General features: G+C 62.2%; 17 protein-coding genes. 16 read left to right on the forward strand and 1 reads right to left on the reverse strand.

Annotated features, from left to right (window positions below; all coding sequences use genetic code 11):
* Position 1: 1 nt before the first annotated feature.
* The 13 genes from ATC00_RS05030 (at position 2) to ATC00_RS05090 (ending at position 13,995) form a co-directional block, all read left to right on the forward strand.
* Positions 2–694: a hypothetical protein gene (locus tag ATC00_RS05030; protein ID WP_064252165.1), complete on the forward strand. Its 693-nt coding sequence runs from the start codon at positions 2–4 to the stop codon at positions 692–694.
* Between the two features lie 99 nt (positions 695–793).
* Entirely contained in the window at positions 794–2,872 is a 2,079-nt protein-coding gene (gene nuoG, locus ATC00_RS05035; protein ID WP_064252166.1) for an NADH-quinone oxidoreductase subunit NuoG, read from the forward strand.
* Between the two features lie 20 nt (positions 2,873–2,892).
* Entirely contained in the window at positions 2,893–3,936 is a 1,044-nt protein-coding gene (gene nuoH / locus ATC00_RS05040; protein WP_037382929.1) for an NADH-quinone oxidoreductase subunit NuoH, read from the forward strand.
* Positions 3,937–4,000: 64 nt separating this feature from the next.
* Positions 4,001–4,492 carry an NADH-quinone oxidoreductase subunit NuoI gene (gene nuoI / locus ATC00_RS05045; RefSeq protein ID WP_037382930.1) on the forward strand — a complete coding sequence of 164 codons (492 nt, stop codon included), beginning with the start codon at positions 4,001–4,003 and terminating at the stop codon, positions 4,490–4,492.
* Between the two features lie 149 nt (positions 4,493–4,641).
* A complete protein-coding gene (locus tag ATC00_RS05050) occupies positions 4,642–5,256 on the forward strand; it encodes an NADH-quinone oxidoreductase subunit J (protein WP_037382932.1) in 615 nt (204 codons plus the stop codon).
* A 29-nt stretch (positions 5,257–5,285) separates the two neighbouring features.
* The gene (gene nuoK, locus ATC00_RS05055; RefSeq protein ID WP_014764029.1) at positions 5,286–5,594 is read left to right on the forward strand and encodes an NADH-quinone oxidoreductase subunit NuoK; all 309 of its coding nucleotides are present in this window, start codon (positions 5,286–5,288) and stop codon (positions 5,592–5,594) included.
* Between the two features lie 7 nt (positions 5,595–5,601).
* Positions 5,602–7,596 (forward strand): NADH-quinone oxidoreductase subunit L, encoded by a 1,995-nt coding sequence (gene nuoL / locus ATC00_RS05060; protein ID WP_064252167.1) that lies wholly within the window; start codon positions 5,602–5,604, stop codon positions 7,594–7,596.
* A complete protein-coding gene (locus tag ATC00_RS05065; RefSeq protein ID WP_064252168.1) occupies positions 7,596–9,107 on the forward strand; it encodes an NADH-quinone oxidoreductase subunit M in 1,512 nt (503 codons plus the stop codon). The genes nuoL and ATC00_RS05065 overlap by 1 nt, the downstream gene beginning before the upstream one ends.
* A gap of 19 nt (positions 9,108–9,126) precedes the next feature.
* Positions 9,127–10,569 (forward strand): NADH-quinone oxidoreductase subunit NuoN, encoded by a 1,443-nt coding sequence (nuoN, locus tag ATC00_RS05070; protein WP_064252169.1) that lies wholly within the window; start codon positions 9,127–9,129, stop codon positions 10,567–10,569.
* Positions 10,566–11,333 (forward strand): biotin--[acetyl-CoA-carboxylase] ligase, encoded by a 768-nt coding sequence (locus ATC00_RS05075; protein WP_064252170.1) that lies wholly within the window; start codon positions 10,566–10,568, stop codon positions 11,331–11,333. The genes nuoN and ATC00_RS05075 overlap by 4 nt, the downstream gene beginning before the upstream one ends.
* 23 nt (positions 11,334–11,356) lie before the next feature.
* The gene (locus tag ATC00_RS05080; RefSeq protein ID WP_037382945.1) at positions 11,357–13,024 is read left to right on the forward strand and encodes a ribonuclease J; all 1,668 of its coding nucleotides are present in this window, start codon (positions 11,357–11,359) and stop codon (positions 13,022–13,024) included.
* 27 nt (positions 13,025–13,051) lie between these two features.
* Positions 13,052–13,456 carry a methylmalonyl-CoA epimerase gene (gene mce, locus ATC00_RS05085; protein ID WP_064252171.1) on the forward strand — a complete coding sequence of 135 codons (405 nt, stop codon included), beginning with the start codon at positions 13,052–13,054 and terminating at the stop codon, positions 13,454–13,456.
* Between the two features lie 269 nt (positions 13,457–13,725).
* Positions 13,726–13,995 carry a DUF1467 family protein gene (locus ATC00_RS05090; RefSeq protein ID WP_037414146.1) on the forward strand — a complete coding sequence of 90 codons (270 nt, stop codon included), beginning with the start codon at positions 13,726–13,728 and terminating at the stop codon, positions 13,993–13,995.
* 106 nt (positions 13,996–14,101) lie between these two features.
* Here the strand turns inward: ATC00_RS05090 and ATC00_RS32760 are convergent, their stop codons facing one another.
* A complete protein-coding gene (locus ATC00_RS32760; protein ID WP_064252172.1) occupies positions 14,102–14,323 on the reverse strand; it encodes a hypothetical protein in 222 nt (73 codons plus the stop codon).
* A gap of 368 nt (positions 14,324–14,691) precedes the next feature.
* Here ATC00_RS32760 and proS point away from each other — a divergent pair, with 368 nt between their 5' ends.
* The 3 genes from proS to ATC00_RS05110 are packed head-to-tail and all read left to right on the forward strand — an operon-like array spanning position 14,692 to position 18,046.
* Positions 14,692–16,020, forward strand: coding sequence for a proline--tRNA ligase (gene proS / locus ATC00_RS05100; RefSeq protein ID WP_064252173.1), 1,329 nt, complete (start codon positions 14,692–14,694; stop codon positions 16,018–16,020).
* A 14-nt stretch (positions 16,021–16,034) separates the two neighbouring features.
* Positions 16,035–17,345 (forward strand): lipoprotein-releasing ABC transporter permease subunit, encoded by a 1,311-nt coding sequence (locus tag ATC00_RS05105; protein WP_064252174.1) that lies wholly within the window; start codon positions 16,035–16,037, stop codon positions 17,343–17,345.
* Positions 17,346–17,359: 14 nt separating this feature from the next.
* A complete protein-coding gene (locus tag ATC00_RS05110; RefSeq protein WP_037382957.1) occupies positions 17,360–18,046 on the forward strand; it encodes an ABC transporter ATP-binding protein in 687 nt (228 codons plus the stop codon).
* Positions 18,047–18,058 lie beyond the last annotated feature (12 nt).

Genomic DNA, 18,058 nt, shown 5'->3' on the forward strand with positions numbered 1-18,058 from the left:
GATGGCCGGGACGCGCGACGAAGGACAGAGCATGAAGGCGGCAGTCATTCCTTTTGTGCGGCCCTTGGGCGCCGGCTCGGCCGATCCGTTCGGCATGGCCGAATGGATGAAGAGCATCCCGGCGGTTCCGCTGATGGCCAATCCGGTGGCCGCCGTAGCCGCGGCGACGGCGCTCGGCTTCGGCCTGTCGAGCCACTTCGCAGGCGTCATGTTCGGGGCGATGCAGGGGGCTGCAAGCGCTCTGCAGAAGAGCGCCGGCGCGGCCGAACCGGCGGAGATTGCCGAACCGGCGCCGGCCATCGAAAAGCCCGAACCTGTTACTCGGCAAGCTTCGCCAGCGCCGACAGTCCGCGAAGATCGTCCGGCTCTGGTCGCCCGGGAATCCAAGCCAGCACCGGCCGCCCGCGAGGCTCGGCCCGCGCCGGCTGCCGTCGCCAAGCCCAAGGCGCGTGCCGCCGGGAAGCCCGTCGCAGCGAAGCCGAAAGCCGGCGTCGCTGACGATCTGAAGCGGATTTCCGGGATCGGCCCGAAGCTCGAGCAGGTGCTGAATGGCCATGGCCTTCGCCGTTTTGCCGACATAGCGGCTCTGAGCGAGGCGGATGTCGCGCAGATCGATGCCGAGTTCGCGCTCAATGGCCGCATCCTGCGGGACGATTGGATCGGGCAGGCAAAGACGCTGATCGGCAAGAAATAACGTGACGGCTGCCCGGTCGTCACCATACCGGAAGAGCCGTGAAGGAATTGTCCGGCGCCGCACGAGGCAGCCGGACGGAAGACAGGATTGAGTACGAAGATGGCAAAGCTGAAAGTCGACGGAAAAGAGATCGAGGTCCCGGATCATTTCACGCTGCTTCAGGCGTGCGAAGAGGCCGGCGCCGAGGTTCCGCGCTTCTGTTTCCATGAGCGGCTTTCGGTTGCCGGCAATTGCCGCATGTGTCTGATCGAGGTGAAGGGCGGCCCGCCGAAGCCGGCCGCCTCCTGCGCCATGGGCGTGCGCGATCTGCGCCCCGGCCCGAATGGCGAGGCGCCGGAAGTCTTCACGAACACGCCGATGGTCAAGAAGGCCCGCGAAGGCGTCATGGAATTCCTGCTGATCAACCATCCGCTCGACTGCCCGATCTGCGACCAGGGGGGCGAATGCGACCTGCAGGACCAGGCGATGGCCTTCGGCATCGACAGTTCGCGCTATCAGGAAAACAAGCGCGCCGTCGAAGACAAGTATATCGGCCCGCTCGTCAAGACGGTGATGAACCGCTGCATCCACTGCACCCGCTGCGTCCGCTTCACGACGGAAGTGGCCGGCATCGCCGAGCTCGGGCTGATCGGCCGCGGCGAAGATGCCGAAATCACCACCTATCTCGAACAGGCGATGACCTCGGAACTGCAGGGCAACGTCGTCGATCTGTGCCCGGTCGGCGCGCTGACCTCGAAGCCCTTCGCCTTCACGGCGCGTCCGTGGGAGCTCAACAAGACCGAATCGATCGACGTCATGGACGCGGTCGGCTCGGCGATCCGCGTCGACACGCGCGGCCGCGAGGTGATGCGCGTCATGCCGCGCGTCAACGAGGAGATCAACGAAGAGTGGATTTCCGACAAGAGCCGCTTCATCTGGGACGGGCTGAAGACCCAGCGTCTCGACCGGCCCTATGTGAGAAGGGACGGCCGCCTGCAGTCGGCGACCTGGAGCGAGGCCTTCCAGGCGATCAAGACTGCCGTCGCCAAGACCTCGGGCGACAAGATCGGTGCGATCGCCGGCGACCTCGCCTCCGTCGAAGAGATGTACGCCCTGAAGGAGCTGATCGCCTCGCTGGGCTCCGAAAGCTTCGACTGCCGCCAGGACGGCGCCGCCCTCGATCCGTCGCTCGGCCGCGCAAGCTACATTTTCAACCCGACGATCCAGGGCATAGAAAGCGCCGACGCGCTGCTCATCATCGGCTCCAACCCGCGTTTCGAGGCTTCCGTCCTCAATGCGCGCATCCGCAAGCGCTATCGCATGGGCAAGTTCCCGATCGCGGTTATCGGCGAGCGGGGTGAACTGCGTTACGACTATGAGTATCTCGGCGCCGGCACAGAGACGCTCGCAGAGCTCGTTTCCGGCAAGGGCAAGTTCTTCGAGACGCTCACGAAGGCAGAGCGGCCGCTGATCATCGTCGGCCAGGGTGCGCTTGCAGGGGAGGGCGGTGCTGCCGTTCTCGCCAATGCCGCAAAGCTTGCCGTCGCGGTCGGCGCGGCCGGTGCGGAATGGAACGGTCTTGCCATCCTTCACACCGCGGCATCACGCGTCGGCGGTCTGGACCTCGGTTTCGTTCCAGGCAAGGGCGGCATTTCGGCAGCGCAGATGGTCGGCAGCGCAGAGGTGCTCTTCCTGCTCGGCGCCGACGAGATCGATCTTTCGGCGCGCAAGGGCTTCACCGTCTATATCGGCTCACACGGCGACAACGGCGCGCATGCGGCGGATGTCATCCTCCCCGGCGCCGCCTATACGGAAAAGTCCGGTACCTGGGTCAATACCGAAGGCCGCGTCCAGATCGGCAACAGAGCCGGCTTTGCACCGGGAGATGCGCGCGAAGACTGGGCGATCATCCGTGCCCTTTCCGACGTGCTCGGCCGCAAGCTGCCGTTTGATTCGCTTGGCGAATTGCGTGCCAAGCTTTATGCCGCCCATCCGCATTTCGCAGAGGTCGACAGCATTGCCGCAGGAAGCAGCGACGAAATTGCCGCACTTGCGCAAAAAGCCGGTGAGATGGGCAAATCCATGTTTGCGTCTCCGGTCAAAGACTTCTATTTGACGAACCCGATAGCGCGCGCATCCGCCGTCATGGCCGAATGCTCGGCTTTGGCGCGCAACAATTTCAAAGCTGCCGCGGAATGAGCGCGAGGGAATAGAGCATCATGGACGCTTTCATTTCGAGCTACGTCTGGCCAACGGCCATCATGATCGGCCAGTCGCTGCTGCTCCTGGTCGCGCTGCTGGTCTTCATCGCCTATATCCTGCTCGCCGACCGCAAGATCTGGGCCGCCGTGCAGCTTCGCCGCGGTCCTAACGTGGTGGGCCCTTGGGGACTTTTCCAGTCCTTTGCCGACCTTTTGAAATTCGTCTTCAAGGAGCCGGTCATTCCGGCCGGCGCCAACAAGACGATCTTCCTGCTCGCGCCGCTCGTCTCGGTGACGCTGGCGCTTGCCGCCTGGGCCGTCATTCCGCTCAATGCGGGCTGGGTGATCGCGAACATCAATGTCGGCATCCTCTTCGTCTTCGCCATATCTTCTCTCGAGGTTTATGGCATCATCATGGGCGGCTGGGCGTCGAACTCGAAATACCCCTTCCTCGGCGCGCTGCGCTCCGCCGCGCAGATGGTGTCCTATGAAGTCTCGATCGGCTTCGTCATCGTCACGGTGTTGCTCTGCGTCGGTTCGCTCAACCTGACGGACATCGTCAATGCGCAGTCGGACGGCCTCGGAACGATGATCGGCCTGCCGGCCTCCTTCCTCGACTGGCACTGGCTGTCGCTCTTCCCGATGTTCATCGTCTTCTTCATCTCGGCGCTCGCCGAGACGAACCGCCCGCCCTTCGACCTGCCCGAAGCCGAGTCCGAACTCGTCGCCGGCTTCATGGTCGAATACGGCTCCACCCCGTACATGATGTTCATGCTCGGCGAGTACGCGGCGATCTGCCTGATGTGCGCGCTGACGACGATCCTGTTCCTCGGCGGCTGGCTGCCGCCGGTCGATTTCTGGATCCTGAACTGGGTGCCGGGCATCATCTGGTTCGTGCTGAAGGCCTCGCTTGTGTTCTTCATGTTCGCGATGGTCAAGGCTTTCGTGCCGCGCTACCGCTACGACCAGCTGATGCGTCTCGGCTGGAAGGTCTTCCTGCCGCTGTCGCTGGCGATGGTCGTGATCGTCGCATTCGTTCTGAAGCTCACGGGATGGGCATGATGCCCGCCCGCGCTTCGCTGCATACCGCCGGCCCCTCCCAGGCCGGCAAATTTGGAGGTAAATGATGGCCGGTCTTTCGCAAGCCGTCGGCTCGCTGTTCCTCAAGGAATTCGTCGGCGCGTTCCTGCTGTCGATGCGCTATTTCTTCCGGCCGAAGGCGACCGTGAACTATCCCTTCGAAAAAGGCCCGGTCAGCCCGCGTTTCCGCGGCGAGCATGCGCTGCGCCGCTATCCGAACGGCGAAGAACGCTGCATCGCCTGCAAGCTCTGCGAGGCGATCTGTCCCGCCCAGGCCATCACCATCGAGGCCGGCCCGCGCCGCAACGACGGCACCCGTCGTACGGTGCGCTACGATATCGACATGGTGAAGTGCATCTATTGCGGCTTCTGCCAGGAAGCCTGTCCGGTCGATGCCATCGTCGAGGGGCCGAATTTCGAATTCGCCACCGAGACGCGTGAAGAGCTCTATTACGACAAGGAAAAGCTGCTCGCCAACGGCGACCGGTGGGAGCGGGAAATCGCGCGCAACATTGCAATGGACTCCCCATACCGCTGAGGCCATCTGCGTAAACGCCGCCTCGCGCCGCTCGTCGGAGGGTGCAAGCGGAACGGATTTTAGGCACTGGCCGGACGGATGTCCGGCTTTGCCTCATGGAGTGAGGGCGGTCGGCCTTCACGCCGAGCAAGACAAAAAAGGCACCGATCATGGGTCTGCAGGTTCTTTTTTTCTATCTCTTCGCCTTCATTGCGGTGGCGTCGGCATTCATGGTCATCGCGGCAAAGAACCCGGTTTATTCGGTTCTGTTCCTGATCCTGACCTTCTTCAACGCGGCCGGGCTGTTCCTGCTGACGGGTGCCGAATTCCTGGCGATGATCCTGCTAGTCGTCTATGTCGGCGCGGTCGCGGTTCTCTTCCTCTTCGTCGTCATGATGCTGGACATCGACTTCGCCGAGTTGCGCGCGGGCGTGCTTGAGTACGCGCCGGTTGGTGCGCTGATCGGTCTGATCCTCGCCGCCGAGCTCATCATCGTCGTCGGCGGTTCGACCTTCTCGCCGGAGATTGCCAAGGGCATTTCCATGCCGATCCCGGCAGTTACCGAGCGAACCAACACAGCCGCGCTCGGCGACGTGCTCTATACCCATTACATCTACTTCTTCCAGATCGCCGGGCTCGTGCTGCTCGTCGCCATGATCGGCGCCATCGTGCTCACCCTGCGTCACCGTGAAAACATCAAGCGCCAGAGCATTCCGCGCCAGGTTGCCCGCTCGCCCGAGACCGCCGTCGAGGTGGTCACGGTCAAGCCGGGCCAGGGCCTTTAATCGGGACGCGAGGTCGAGGGATCGGACTTATGGAAATCGGAATCTCCCACTATCTCACCGTCAGCGCCATTCTGTTCACGCTCGGCGTCTTCGGCATCTTCATCAACCGGAAGAACGTCATCATCATCCTGATGTCGGTGGAGCTCATCCTGCTCGCGGTCAACATCAACATGGTGGCCTTCTCGGCCTTCCTGAACGACATCACCGGACAGGTCTTTGCGCTGTTCATTCTGACCGTCGCGGCCGCCGAAGCGGCGATCGGACTTGCAATTCTCGTCGTCTTCTATCGAAACCGCGGCTCGATCGCCGTCGAAGACGTCAACATGATGAAGGGCTGACAGGGCCATGGACACGATTATCAAGGCTATCGTCTTTCTGCCTCTGATCGGCTTTCTGATCGCCGGCCTGCTCGGTACGCAGATCGGTGCCAAGGCATCCGAATATGTGACCAGCGGCCTGATGCTGGTTGCGCTGGCGCTCTCCTGGTTTGTTTTCTTCGACGTCGCACTCGGCCACGAGGAGATGATCAAGGTCTCGGTGCTCCATTGGATCCAGTCGGGCAGCTTCGACGTCGAATGGGCCTTCCGCGTCGACACGTTGACCGCGGTCATGTTCGTGGTCGTCAACACGGTCTCGACGCTGGTGCATATCTATTCGATCGGCTACATGCACCACGATCCGCATCGTCCGCGCTTCTTCGGTTATCTGTCGCTCTTCACCTTCGCGATGCTGATGCTGATCACCTCGGACAACCTGCTGCAGATGTTCTTCGGCTGGGAAGGCGTGGGCCTTGCGTCATACCTGTTGATCGGCTTCTGGTACAAAAAGCCCTCGGCCAATGCCGCGGCGATCAAGGCCTTCATCGTCAACCGCGTCGGCGACTTCGGCTTTTCGCTCGGCATCTTCTGCGTCTTCGTTCTCTTCGGCTCGATCAATCTCGAAACGGTCTTCGCCGCCGCGCAGAGCTATCTGCCGCCTGAAGGTGCAGAGGCAGGCGAGGCGGTGATCACGCTCTTCGGCATGCATCTCGACAAAGCGGATGCGCTGACGGCAACCTGCCTGCTGCTCTTCATGGGCGCGATGGGCAAGTCGGCGCAATTCCTGCTGCACACCTGGCTGCCGGATGCCATGGAAGGCCCGACGCCGGTTTCGGCCCTCATCCATGCCGCGACTATGGTGACGGCGGGCGTCTTCCTCGTCGCCCGCATGTCGCCGCTCTTTGAACTGTCGCCGGATGCGTTGACTGTCGTTACGCTGATTGGTGCGATCACTGCCTTCTTCGCCGCGACCGTTGGTCTCGTTCAGAACGACATCAAGCGAGTCATCGCCTATTCGACCTGTTCGCAGCTAGGCTACATGTTCGTGGCGCTCGGCGTCGGCGCTTACGGCGCCGCGATCTTCCACCTGTTCACGCACGCCTTCTTCAAGGCGCTGCTGTTCCTTGGCGCCGGTTCGGTGATCCACGCCGTCGATGGTGAGCAGGACATGCGCTACATGGGCGGCCTGCGCACGCATATCCCCGTCACCTACTGGATGATGTTCATCGGCACGATCGCGCTGACGGGCGTCGGTATTCCGGGGACGGTGATCGGCACGGCAGGCTTCTTCTCGAAGGATGCGATCATCGAATCCACCTTCGCGTCGCACAGCGTCGTTTCCGGTATCGCCTTTGCGCTCTTGGTCATCGCCGCTCTGTTCACCAGCTTCTATTCCTGGCGCCTGACCTTCATGACCTTCCACGGCACGCCGCGCGCCTCGCACGAAGTCATGCATCATGTCCACGAATCGCCGCAGGTCATGCTGGTGCCGCTCTACATCCTCGCCCTCGGTGCGCTCGTCGCCGGCTTCCTGTTCCACGATTATTTCTTCGGCCACCACTACGCCGAATTCTGGCAGGGCGCGCTCTTCACGTCGGCCGAGAACGAAATCCTCGAGGAATATCACCATGTACCGCTGTGGGTGAAATGGAGCCCGTTCGTCGCCATGGCGCTCGGCCTGTTTACCGCCTGGTACATGTATATCCGCTCGCCGGAGACGCCGAAGTACCTTGCCCGGCAGCATCGCGGCCTCTACCAGTTCCTGCTCAACAAGTGGTATTTCGACGAGCTCTACGATTTCCTCTTCGTCCGGACCGCCAAGCGTCTCGGCACCTTCCTCTGGAAGGAAGGTGACGGCCGCGTCATCGACGGCTTCGGTCCGAACGGGGTGGCGGCACGCGTTCTCGACGTGACCGATCGCGTCGTCCGGCTGCAGACTGGATACCTCTATCACTACGCGTTCGTCATGCTGATCGGCATTGCAGCGCTCGTTACCTGGATGATGCTCGGGAGTTCCTTCTGATGACCGATTGGCCCGTACTTTCCGCGGTCACCTTCCTGCCGCTGGTCGGCGCCCTGCTTCTCCTGCTGATGCGGGAAGACAGCGCCGCCGGCCGCCGCAACATCCTGAACATTTCGCTCATGACCACGATCGTGGTTTTCGGCCTGTCGCTCTATGTCTGGTATCAGTTCGATCCGTCGAACCCCGCCTTCCAAATGGTCGAGAAGCATGAGTGGCTCGGCACCGGCATTTCTTACCATCTCGGCATAGACGGTATTTCCGTGCTGTTCCTGCCGCTGACGGCATTTCTGATGCCGTTCTGCGTGCTGGCGAGCTGGGTCACGATCGAGAAGCGCCTGAAGGAATACATGATCGCGTTTCTGATCCTGGAAACGCTGATGCTCGGCGTCTTCGTCTCGCTCGACATCGTGCTCTTCTACGTCTTCTTCGAGGCGGGCCTCATCCCGATGTTCATCATCATCGGCGTCTGGGGCGGCAAGGACCGCGTCTATGCGAGCTACAAGTTCTTCCTCTACACGCTGCTCGGCTCGGTGCTGATGCTGCTCGCGATCATGGCGATGTACTGGCAGGCCGGCACCACCGACATCACCGAACTGCTCAAGTACAATTTCCCGCGCCAGATGCAGACTTGGCTGTGGCTGGCCTTCTTCGCGTCCTTCGCGGTGAAGATGCCGATGTGGCCGGTTCATACCTGGCTTCCCGACGCGCACGTCCAGGCGCCGACGGCGGGCTCCGTCATCCTGGCCGGCATTCTCCTGAAGCTCGGCGGCTACGGCTTCCTGCGCTTCTCGCTGCCGATGTTCCCGCTGGCGTCCGACTATTTCGCGCCGCTCGTCTACACGCTGTCGATCGTCGCGATCATCTACACCTCGCTGGTGGCGATGATGCAGAGCGACATCAAGAAGCTGATCGCCTATTCCTCCGTTGCCCACATGGGCTACGTGACGATGGGGACCTTTGCGGCGAACGTTCAAGGGGTGCAGGGCGCGATCTTCCAGATGCTCTCGCACGGCATCGTCTCGGGCGCGCTCTTCCTTTGCGTCGGCGTCGTCTACGACCGGCTGCACACGCGCGAAATCTCGGCCTATGGCGGTCTCGTCAACAACATGCCGAAATATGCCGTGGCCTTCATGGTGTTCACCATGGCCAATGTCGGTCTTCCGGGCACCTCGGGCTTCGTCGGCGAAGTCCTGACGCTGGTCGGCGCCTTCCGCGCCAATACCTGGGTTGCCCTCTTTGCGACCAGCGGCGTTATCCTGTCGGCCGCCTATGCCCTCTGGCTCTACCGCAGGGTCATCTTCGGCGCGTTGGAGAAGGATAGCCTGAAGGCGATGCTCGACCTGTCGACGCGCGAGAAGGTCATTCTCTATCCGCTGGTGATCCTGACGATCTTCTTCGGTGTCTATCCGGCGCCGGTCTTCGATGCGACGGCGGCCTCCGTGGATCTGCTCGTCAACAACTACGCCGCAGCCCTGCAGGCAGCGCAAGACGTTGCGCTTTCGGTGCACTGACCACAGGACGTGATTGGATATGACTGCTGAAACCCTTTTTGCAAGCCTGCAACTCTCAGTCCCCGAGCTGATCCTGGCGATCGGCGCGCTGGTGCTGCTGATGGTCGGCGTCTATTCGAGCGAGCGCGCGACCCCGGTCGTGACCGGTCTCTCGGTCGCGGTGCTCGTCGTTGCCGGGCTGTGGCTCATCCTGAACACTGGAGACGGCGAGGCCTATGGCGGCGCCTTCCTTTCGGATCCTTTCGCGAAATTCATGAAGGTTCTGGCACTGATCGGCTCGGTCACCGTCATGGTGATGACCATCGGTCAGGCGCGCGCCGCGCAGATCGATCGCTTCGAGTTTCCGGTGCTGCTGCTGCTCGCGACCCTCGGCATGTTGCTGATGATCTCGGCCAATGACCTGATTTCGCTCTATCTGTCGCTGGAGCTGCAGTCGCTGGCGCTCTACGTCGTGGCCGCAATCAATCGCGACAGCGTGCGCTCAACCGAAGCGGGCCTCAAATATTTCGTTCTCGGCGCCCTGTCCTCGGGCATGCTGCTCTACGGGATGTCGCTCGTCTATGGCTTCACCGGCCATACCGGCTTCGACGAGATCGCCGCGGCGCTTACCGTGGAAGGCCGCTCGCTCGGCCTGGTCTTCGGCCTAGTCTTCATCCTCGCCGGCCTTGCCTTCAAGATCTCCGCCGTTCCGTTCCATATGTGGACCCCGGACGTCTATGAAGGCGCACCGACGCCGGTGACAGCCTTCTTTGCCGCCGCGCCGAAGGTTGCGGCCATGGCGATGCTCGTCCGCATTGTCATCGAGGCCTTCGAACCGGTCGTCGCCGACTGGCGGCAGATCGTCGTCTTCATCTCGATCGCGTCGATGCTGCTCGGCTCCTTTGCCGCGATCGGCCAGCGCAACATCAAGCGGCTGATGGCCTATTCCTCGATCGGCCACATGGGCTATGCGCTCGTCGGTCTTGCCGCCGGGTCCATGGCCGGCGTGCGCGGCGTCATTCTCTATATGCTGATCTACATGGTGATGACGCTCGGCACCTTCGCCTGCATTCTCGCCATGCGCCGCAGGGATGGCGAGCATGTCGAAGGCATCGATGACCTCGCCGGTCTGTCGCAGACCAATCCGTTCATGGCGACGGTGCTGACGATCCTGATGTTCTCGCTTGCCGGCATTCCGCCGCTTGCCGGCTTCTTCGCGAAATATTTCGTGTTCGTTGCCGCGATCGAGGCCCAGCTCTATGGTCTGGCGATCATCGGCGTCCTCGCATCGGTCGTCGGCGCCTACTATTACCTGCGCGTCATCAAGGTCATGTGGTTCGACGAGGCCAAGGGCGAATTTGCCCGCACGTCGGGCGAACTGCGTTTGGTCTATGGCCTTTCCGGCCTTTTCGTGCTCGGCTACGTCCTGATCGGCGGCCCGCTCGGTAATGCCGCCGAGGCCGCGGCGCGGACATTCTTTTGACCGGCGGGCAGGGCAGCGGCCGGATTTCGCCCGATGATTTCCGGCACATAGCGCTTGCCGAAACTGTCTCGACGAACAGTGAATGCCTGGCGCGTGCGCGAGAGGGTGATCCGGGCAATCTCTGGATCACCGCGGCGCGCCAGACCGGCGGCCGCGGTCGACGCGGCCGCGAGTGGTTTTCCGAGCCCGGCAATCTCTACGCATCCTTGCTGCTCGTCGATCCGGCGCCGGTTAAGCACCTGCATTCCCTGCCGCTCGCGGCAGCGGTTGCGGTGCATCGGGCCATCCGCAGGGTCATGCCTCCGGGTTCGCCGGAAGTGGCGATCAAGTGGCCGAACGACATCTTGATCGATGGCCGGAAAACTTGCGGCATCCTGCTCGAGGGCGAAGCTCTGCCGGATGGCCGCCACGCGCTGGTGATAGGCTGCGGCGTGAATGTTGCCGTCATGCCGGCAACCGGGCTCTACCCGGTTACATCGCTTCGGCAAGAGGGGGCGACGATCTCGGCCGATGAGCTGTTCGCTCACCTGTTCGTGACGATGGCGGAGGCGCTCTCGACCTGGGACCGCGGCGCCGGCATTGCCGCGATCATTGATCAGTGGAAGGCCGCCGCGAAGGGCATTGGCGAGGCCATCACCGTTAACCTGCCGGACCGCTCGCTTAGCGGCCGCTTCGTCGGTATCGACGAAGACGGCCGGCTGCTGCTGGACACGGGCTCCGGTGCGCCGCTGGCAATCGCCGCCGGCGACGTATTTCTCGGCTAAACAAGAATAGAGGCGCAGCGCAAATGGCGCAGGAAGAAGAATTGGTGTTCTTGCCGCTCGGCGGCGTTGGCGAGATCGGCATGAATCTCGGCCTTTACGGCTATGGCAGCCCCGGCAGCCGCCAGTGGATCATGGTCGATTGTGGCGTGACTTTTCCCGGGCCGGAACTACCCGGCGTGGAACTCGTCCTGCCTGACATTTCGTTCCTCGCCGAGGAGCGCCGCAATCTCAAGGCGATCATCATCACCCACGCCCATGAGGACCATTACGGCGCCCTGAACGATCTCTGGCCCGGGCTGAACGTCCCGGTCTATGCCTCGCCGTTTACGGCCGGCATGCTCGAGGCGAAGCGCGAATTCGAGAAGAGCCGCGGCGAAATTCCGGTGACGATATTCAAGGCGGGTGACCGCATCAATGTCGGCCCCTTCAGCATCGAGGCCGTCGGCGTCAACCATTCCATTCCGGAGCCGATGTCGCTGGTCATCCGCACGCCGCTCGGCACGGTGGTGCATACGGGCGACTGGAAGATCGACCTGGAGCCCTCACTCGGGCCGATCACCAACGAAGCGCGTTTCCGTCAGATCGGCGAAGAGGGCGTGCTGGCGCTCGTCTGCGACTCGACCAATGCGCTGCGCGACGGTGTTTCGCCATCCGAGCGCGAGGTATCGGAAAGCCTGGCGAAGATCATCGCCAATGCCGAGGGGCGCGTCGGCATCACGACCTTTTCGTCGAATGTCGGCCGCATCCGTTCGGTCGCCGAAGCCGCGGAAGCGGCGGGCCGCGAAGTGCTCTTGCTCGGCAGCTCCATGAAGCGCGTCGTCGACGTCGCGAAGGATCTCGGCATCATGGAGGGGTTGAAGCCGTTCCTGGCCGAGGACGAATTCGGCTATATCCCGCGAGACAAGGTGGTCGTCATCCTGACGGGCAGCCAGGGCGAGCCGCGTGCCGCCCTTGCAAAGATCTCCCGGGACGAGATGCGCAACGTGGCGTTTTCGGCAGGCGACACGATCGTCTTCTCGTCGCGCACCATCCCCGGCAACGAAAAGGCGATCAATGATATTAAGAACGGCCTGATCGAACAGGGCATCCACATCATCACCGACAGCGAGGCGCTGGTGCATGTGTCCGGCCATCCGCGCCGCAACGAACTGCAGCAAATGTATCAATGGGTGAAGCCTGAGATCGTCGTGCCGGTGCACGGCGAGGCGGCGCATCTGACGGCGCATGCCGAGCTTGCGCGCAACTCGGGCATTGCGAACGTCCCGCGGCTGCGCAACGGTGAAATGCTGCGCCTGGCGCCCGGTCCAGCCGAGGTGGTTGACGAGGCGCGGCACGGCCGCATCTACAAGGACGGCACGCTGATCGGCGATTTCGACGAAATGGGCATTGGCGAACGCCGCAAGCTTTCCTTTGCCGGCCATGTCTCGGTCAACGTCGTGCTCGACAACCGTTACGACTTCCTCGGCGACCCGGACGTCGTGCCGATCGGGATTCCGCAGTTCGACGACGAGGGCGACGACATGGACGACGTGCTCTATGACGCCGTGCTCGGCGCCGTGGAAAGCATCCCGCGCGCCAAGCGCAAGGATCTGGCGATGCTGCAGGAGGCCGTCCGACGCGCGGTGCGCAGCACGGCCAACCAGATCTGGGGCAAGAAGCCGATCGTCACGGTCTTCGTAACCAAAGTCTGATGGGTAGCCCGCAGGGGAGGACGTTCGATGCTTGGAAGAGTGAACCATGTGGCGATCGCCGTGCCGGACCTCGCGTCTGCCGCCGAAAGCTATCGTGCCACCCTCGGAGCAACGGTCACCTCGCCTCAGGCTTTGCCGGAACATGGCGTGACGGTCGTTTTCGTCACGCTTCCCAACACCAAGGTCGAACTGCTGGAGCCGCTCGGCGATCAGTCGCCGATTGCCGCCTTTCTCGCCAAGAATCCGGACGGTGGCATGCACCACATCTGCTACGAGGTGGAGGACATTCTTGCGGCGCGCGACCGGCTGCGGCAGGCGGGGGCACGTGTCCTGGGCGACGGCAATCCGAAGATCGGAGCCCACGGCAAGCCGGTCCTTTTCCTGCATCCGAAGGATTTCCACGGCACGTTGATCGAACTCGAAGAGGTGTGACAGTCGGGCGCGGCGAAGCGGTTTGCGCGATCCACAGCAAAGGCGCTATAAGGCGTTGCCTCGCAGAAATCGCTTCGACAGCCGCTTGCGATCGGCGCAATCAAGACGGTATGGCAGCAAGGCTGCTGCCAATGGGCGTTGCCCATCTGCATGTCTCCTTACATCGACCTCGATTTAAGGAAAAGACATGCAGCAATTCAAGTGCTAGAGCGACCTTTGCGCGTCCGATGAGACGCCCGGCGCTGTAAGCCTTCCATCAGGGAACCTGGATGTCCGCCTTTTCGATCTTTGCCGTCTATTTCATCATCTGGTGGCTGACGCTTTTTACCGTGCTGCCGTTCGGGGTGAGGACCCAGGCCGAGGAGAATGAGGTCGTGCCCGGCAGCGTCGAGAGCGCTCCGGCCCGCTTTCGTGGCCTGCGGGTGGTGCTGATCACGACGGTCATCGCCGGCTTGATCCATTTGGGCTGGTATGTGCTTTCCGTGAAGCTCGGATACGATCTTGATGCGATATTTGGCTTCATCGGTCCCAGAGGTTGAGGAGAGGGCGCCGGCCGGCTTGCACGCAAGAAGCGTGCCGCAATTGCAGCGAAGCGTTGCAAGAGCAGCGGCAAGGCTCGGCCGCAGTCGCACCCCTTGACAGTCGTCAATTTGACATATTTTCGCGCTGCTTCGTTTTGATTGGTGGGTAAATAGCAAAAAAAAACAAGGCCAAAGCCTTGTTTTCAAGTTTCGCGTGATCTTTGAACCGTTGCCGGCGGCAGCGACCGAGCGCGCCTAAGATCTTATCCTCCCAAGACTTGACCGCGATATTCGGCAAGAATTTGGTCTTCTTGCCTGTTTTGTGAGCCGAAACTAGCTCAAACATTGGGCTATGTCACCAGCTTTTTTTGCATTTTTGCTACAGTTTGGCAAAAAAATCCGATTGACAGAAATGGGCCTTGTCCTGTTACTACCGTGCTCTTTTGACGCAGGGCTGAGAGCGCGTTTCCGCCGGAGCGTCATTTTCGGTGTGGCTTTCTTCCCGATCTAGCAGGGTTTTCTTCCGAGCGCGAAGCGGCTATGAACGCTGAACTCGGAAGTTCCCGTGGCCGCGCCGATGGGAAATCAAGAGCCCCGATTTCAAACGGCAATCGCCACCTCCGCCTGTTCGAGGGCGAGGGCGGCTGCCGCAGCACAACGTCATTTCGCCCGAATCCACCGATAGTGCGAGAGCCACCAGTTCCGGAACCCGTCATGCGCCTGTCCCGCTATTTCATGCCCATTCTGAAGGAAAACCCGAAGGAAGCGGAGATCGTTTCCCATCGCCTGATGCTGAGGACCGGCATGATCCGCCAGCAGTCGGCCGGCATCTATAGCTGGCTGCCGCTCGGCAAGCGCGTGCTTGACAAGGTCAATGCGATCATTCGCGAGGAACAGAACCGGTCCGGCGCGGTCGAGCTTCTGATGCCGACCCTGCAATCGGCGGAACTCTGGCAGGAGAGCGGCCGCTACGATGCCTACGGCAAGGAGATGCTGCGCATCAAGGACCGGCAGGATCGGCCGATGCTCTACGGACCGACGAACGAGGAGATGATTACCGACATCTTCCGTTCCTATGTGAAGTCGTACCGCAACCTGCCGCTCAATCTCTATCACATCCAGCTGAAGTTCCGCGACGAGATCCGTCCGCGCTTCGGCACCATGCGCTCGCGTGAGTTCCTGATGAAGGACGCCTATTCCTTCGATCTCGATCGGGAAGGCGCCGAGCATGCCTATAACAAGATGTTCGCCGCCTATCTGCGGACCTTCGACCGGATGGGCCTGCGCGCCATTCCTATGCGCGCGGACACCGGCCCGATCGGCGGCAATCTCAGCCATGAATTCATCATCCTTGCCGACACCGGCGAGTCGGAGGTGTTCTGCCATAAGGATTTCCTCGGCTTCGACATCCCGGGCAAGGAGACGAATTTCGACGACGTCGCCGGGCTGAAAGCGATCTTCGACAAGTGGACTTCGCGCTACGCCGCCACGTCGGAAATGCACGACGAAGCCGCCTTCAACGCAATCTCCGAGGGCGACCGGCTGTCGGCGCGTGGCATCGAAGTCGGCCATATCTTCTATTTCGGCATGAAATATTCGGAGGCGATGGGTGCCAAGGTGCTTGGACCCGACGGCAAGGAGCATGCTGTCCATATGGGCTCCTATGGCATCGGCCCGACACGCCTGGTGCCGGCGATCATCGAGGCGTCGCATGACGAGAACGGCATCATCTGGCCGAAGGCCGTGGCTCCGTTCGACGCGGTAGTCATCAACATGAAAGCGGGCGACGCCGCTTGCGATGCGGCCTGCGGCACGCTCTACTCCGACCTCGGCACGGCCGGATTCGACGTCCTCCTGGACGACACGGACGATCGCGCCGGCGCCAAGTTCGCGACCGCCGATCTCATCGGCGTTCCCGTGCAGATCATCGTCGGGCCGCGCTCGATCGCCAATGGCGAGGTCGAGGTGAAGGACCGCAAGACCGGCGCGCGCGAGACGATGACGGTGGAAGCCGCAATCAACAAGCTGGTTGCGAACAGATAGAGGCAAGGACGACGATGACCGCGGCTACGGAAGAGCAAGTGCAGGTTGCCGCGCCATCCGGCACAAGGTCCAGTCGTCCCTTCTCCGCCTTCGAGCGCATGGTTGCCTGGCGCTATCTGCGCTCGCGCCGCAAGGAAGCCTTCATTTCCGTCATCGCTGGCTTTTCCTTCATCGGCATCATGCTCGGCGTGGCGACGCTGATTATCGTCATGGCAGTGATGAACGGTTTCCGCACCGAACTGATATCGCGCATTCTCGGCATGAACGGCCATGTGATCGTCCAGCCGCTCGACGGGCCGCTTACCAACTATGCCGAGCTCGCCACGAAGTTTTCCGCCGTGCCGGGGGTGACGATGGCGATCCCCCTGGTCGAGGGGCAGGTGCTCGCCCAGGGCGTTGGCGACGCCTCGACAGGCGCCTTGGTTCGCGGCATCCGGGCGGAAGACCTCGCGAAGCTCGAATCGATCTCGGAGCACATTCAGTCCGGCGATCTCGTCGGCTTTGCCTCGGGTGCCGGCGTCGCCATCGGCTCGCGCATGGCCGAACAGTTGGGAATTCGCGTCGGCGGTACGATCACGCTCACCTCGCCGAACGGCGACGTCACGCCGCTCGGCATGAATCCGCGCGTCAAGGCCTATACGGTTTCGGCGATCTTCGAGATGGGCATGTCGGAATATGACGCGACGATCGTTTTCATGCCGCTCGAGGAAGCGCAGCTCTATTTCAATGCCGAGGGCCTCGTCCAGTCGATCGAGCTCTTCGTCGAGCAGCCGGACGCCGTCGACGCCCTGCGCAAGCCGATCGAGGACGCCGCCGGCCGGCAGGTCTACCTGACCGATTGGCGCGACCGCAACAGAACCTTCTTCTCGGCGCTCGAAGTCGAGCGCAACGTGATGTTCATGATCCTGACGCTGATCGTGCTCGTCGCCGCACTCAATATCGTCTCCGGCCTCATCATGCTGGTGAAGGACAAGGGCAGTGACATTGCCATCCTGCGCACGATGGGTGCGACCTCCGGCTCGGTGATGCGCATCTTCTTCATGACGGGGGCGGCGATCGGCGTTGCAGGAACGATCGCCGGCGTCATTCTCGGCGTGGTCGTCTGCCTCAACATCGAGTCGATTCGCCAGTTCTTCTCCTGGTTATCCGGCACGACGCTCTTCGATCCGGAGCTCTACTTCCTCAGCCAGCTGCCGGCCGACATGAACGCCGACGAGACCATCTCCGTCGTCATCATGGCGCTGGCGCTCTCCTTCCTGGCGACGATCTTCCCGGCCTGGCGCGCCTCGCGCCTCGATCCGGTGCAGGCCCTGCGGTACGAATAAGGACAAGAACGTAGATGAATGCGCGCGTGGCACTGCAGCTCTCCGGCGTCGAGCGGCACTATGGCGAGGGGGATACCTACCTGCCGATCCTCAAGGGTGCCGACCTGACGCTGCGGAGCGGCGAGACGATTGCGCTCGTCGCGCCCTCGGGCACCGGGAAGTCGACCCTGCTTCACCTCGCCGGGCTGCTCGAACATCCGGACGAAGGTGACGTGATCGTCAACGGCATCCCATGCAACGGCCTCAGCGACGACCGGCGCACGGCGATCCGCCGCCACGAGATCGGCTTCGTCTATCAGTTTCATCACTTGCTGCCGGAATTCTCAGCGCTCGAGAACATCATGATGCCGCAGCTGATCGCCGGCTTGTCCAAGGCGGAGGCGGCCGAGAGGGCGAGGGCTCTGCTGGACTACATGCGGATCGGACACCGGGCCGCGCACCGGCCGGCCGAACTCTCCGGCGGCGAGCAGCAGCGTGTGGCGATCGCCCGGGCGGTGGCCAATGCGCCGCTCATTCTGCTGGCCGACGAGCCCACCGGCAATCTCGATCCCGAGACGGCCGGCTATGTTTTTGAGGCGATGGAAGCCCTTGCGCGTCAATCCGGCCTGGCGGCGCTGATCGCCACCCACAATCACGAACTTGCTGCTCTTATGGATCGTTGCGTGACGATCGAGGATGGCAAGGTCGTCGAATTGAGATAGGCCGGAAGGAAG

Source organism: Sinorhizobium americanum (assembly GCF_001651855.1).
In the GTDB taxonomy this organism is placed as follows: Bacteria; Pseudomonadota; Alphaproteobacteria; order Rhizobiales; family Rhizobiaceae; genus Sinorhizobium; species Sinorhizobium americanum.

Excerpts from the sequence above, each read along its gene's own strand:
- ATC00_RS05030 (WP_064252165.1), top strand. The coding sequence starts at position 2 with ATGGCCGGGACGCGCGACGAAGGACAGAGCATGAAGGCGGCAGTCATT.
- nuoG (WP_064252166.1), top strand. The coding sequence starts at position 794 with ATGGCAAAGCTGAAAGTCGACGGAAAAGAGATCGAGGTCCCGGATCAT.
- nuoH (WP_037382929.1), top strand. The coding sequence starts at position 2,893 with ATGGACGCTTTCATTTCGAGCTACGTCTGGCCAACGGCCATCATGATC.
- nuoI (WP_037382930.1), top strand. The coding sequence starts at position 4,001 with ATGGCCGGTCTTTCGCAAGCCGTCGGCTCGCTGTTCCTCAAGGAATTC.
- ATC00_RS05050 (WP_037382932.1), top strand. The coding sequence starts at position 4,642 with ATGGGTCTGCAGGTTCTTTTTTTCTATCTCTTCGCCTTCATTGCGGTG.
- nuoK (WP_014764029.1), top strand. The coding sequence starts at position 5,286 with ATGGAAATCGGAATCTCCCACTATCTCACCGTCAGCGCCATTCTGTTC.
- nuoL (WP_064252167.1), top strand. The coding sequence starts at position 5,602 with ATGGACACGATTATCAAGGCTATCGTCTTTCTGCCTCTGATCGGCTTT.
- ATC00_RS05065 (WP_064252168.1), top strand. The coding sequence starts at position 7,596 with ATGACCGATTGGCCCGTACTTTCCGCGGTCACCTTCCTGCCGCTGGTC.
- nuoN (WP_064252169.1), top strand. The coding sequence starts at position 9,127 with ATGACTGCTGAAACCCTTTTTGCAAGCCTGCAACTCTCAGTCCCCGAG.
- ATC00_RS05080 (WP_037382945.1), top strand. The coding sequence starts at position 11,357 with ATGGCGCAGGAAGAAGAATTGGTGTTCTTGCCGCTCGGCGGCGTTGGC.
- mce (WP_064252171.1), top strand. The coding sequence starts at position 13,052 with ATGCTTGGAAGAGTGAACCATGTGGCGATCGCCGTGCCGGACCTCGCG.
- ATC00_RS05090 (WP_037414146.1), top strand. The coding sequence starts at position 13,726 with ATGTCCGCCTTTTCGATCTTTGCCGTCTATTTCATCATCTGGTGGCTG.
- ATC00_RS32760 (WP_064252172.1), bottom strand. The coding sequence starts at position 14,323 with ATGTTTGAGCTAGTTTCGGCTCACAAAACAGGCAAGAAGACCAAATTC.
- proS (WP_064252173.1), top strand. The coding sequence starts at position 14,692 with ATGCGCCTGTCCCGCTATTTCATGCCCATTCTGAAGGAAAACCCGAAG.
- ATC00_RS05105 (WP_064252174.1), top strand. The coding sequence starts at position 16,035 with ATGACCGCGGCTACGGAAGAGCAAGTGCAGGTTGCCGCGCCATCCGGC.
- ATC00_RS05110 (WP_037382957.1), top strand. The coding sequence starts at position 17,360 with ATGAATGCGCGCGTGGCACTGCAGCTCTCCGGCGTCGAGCGGCACTAT.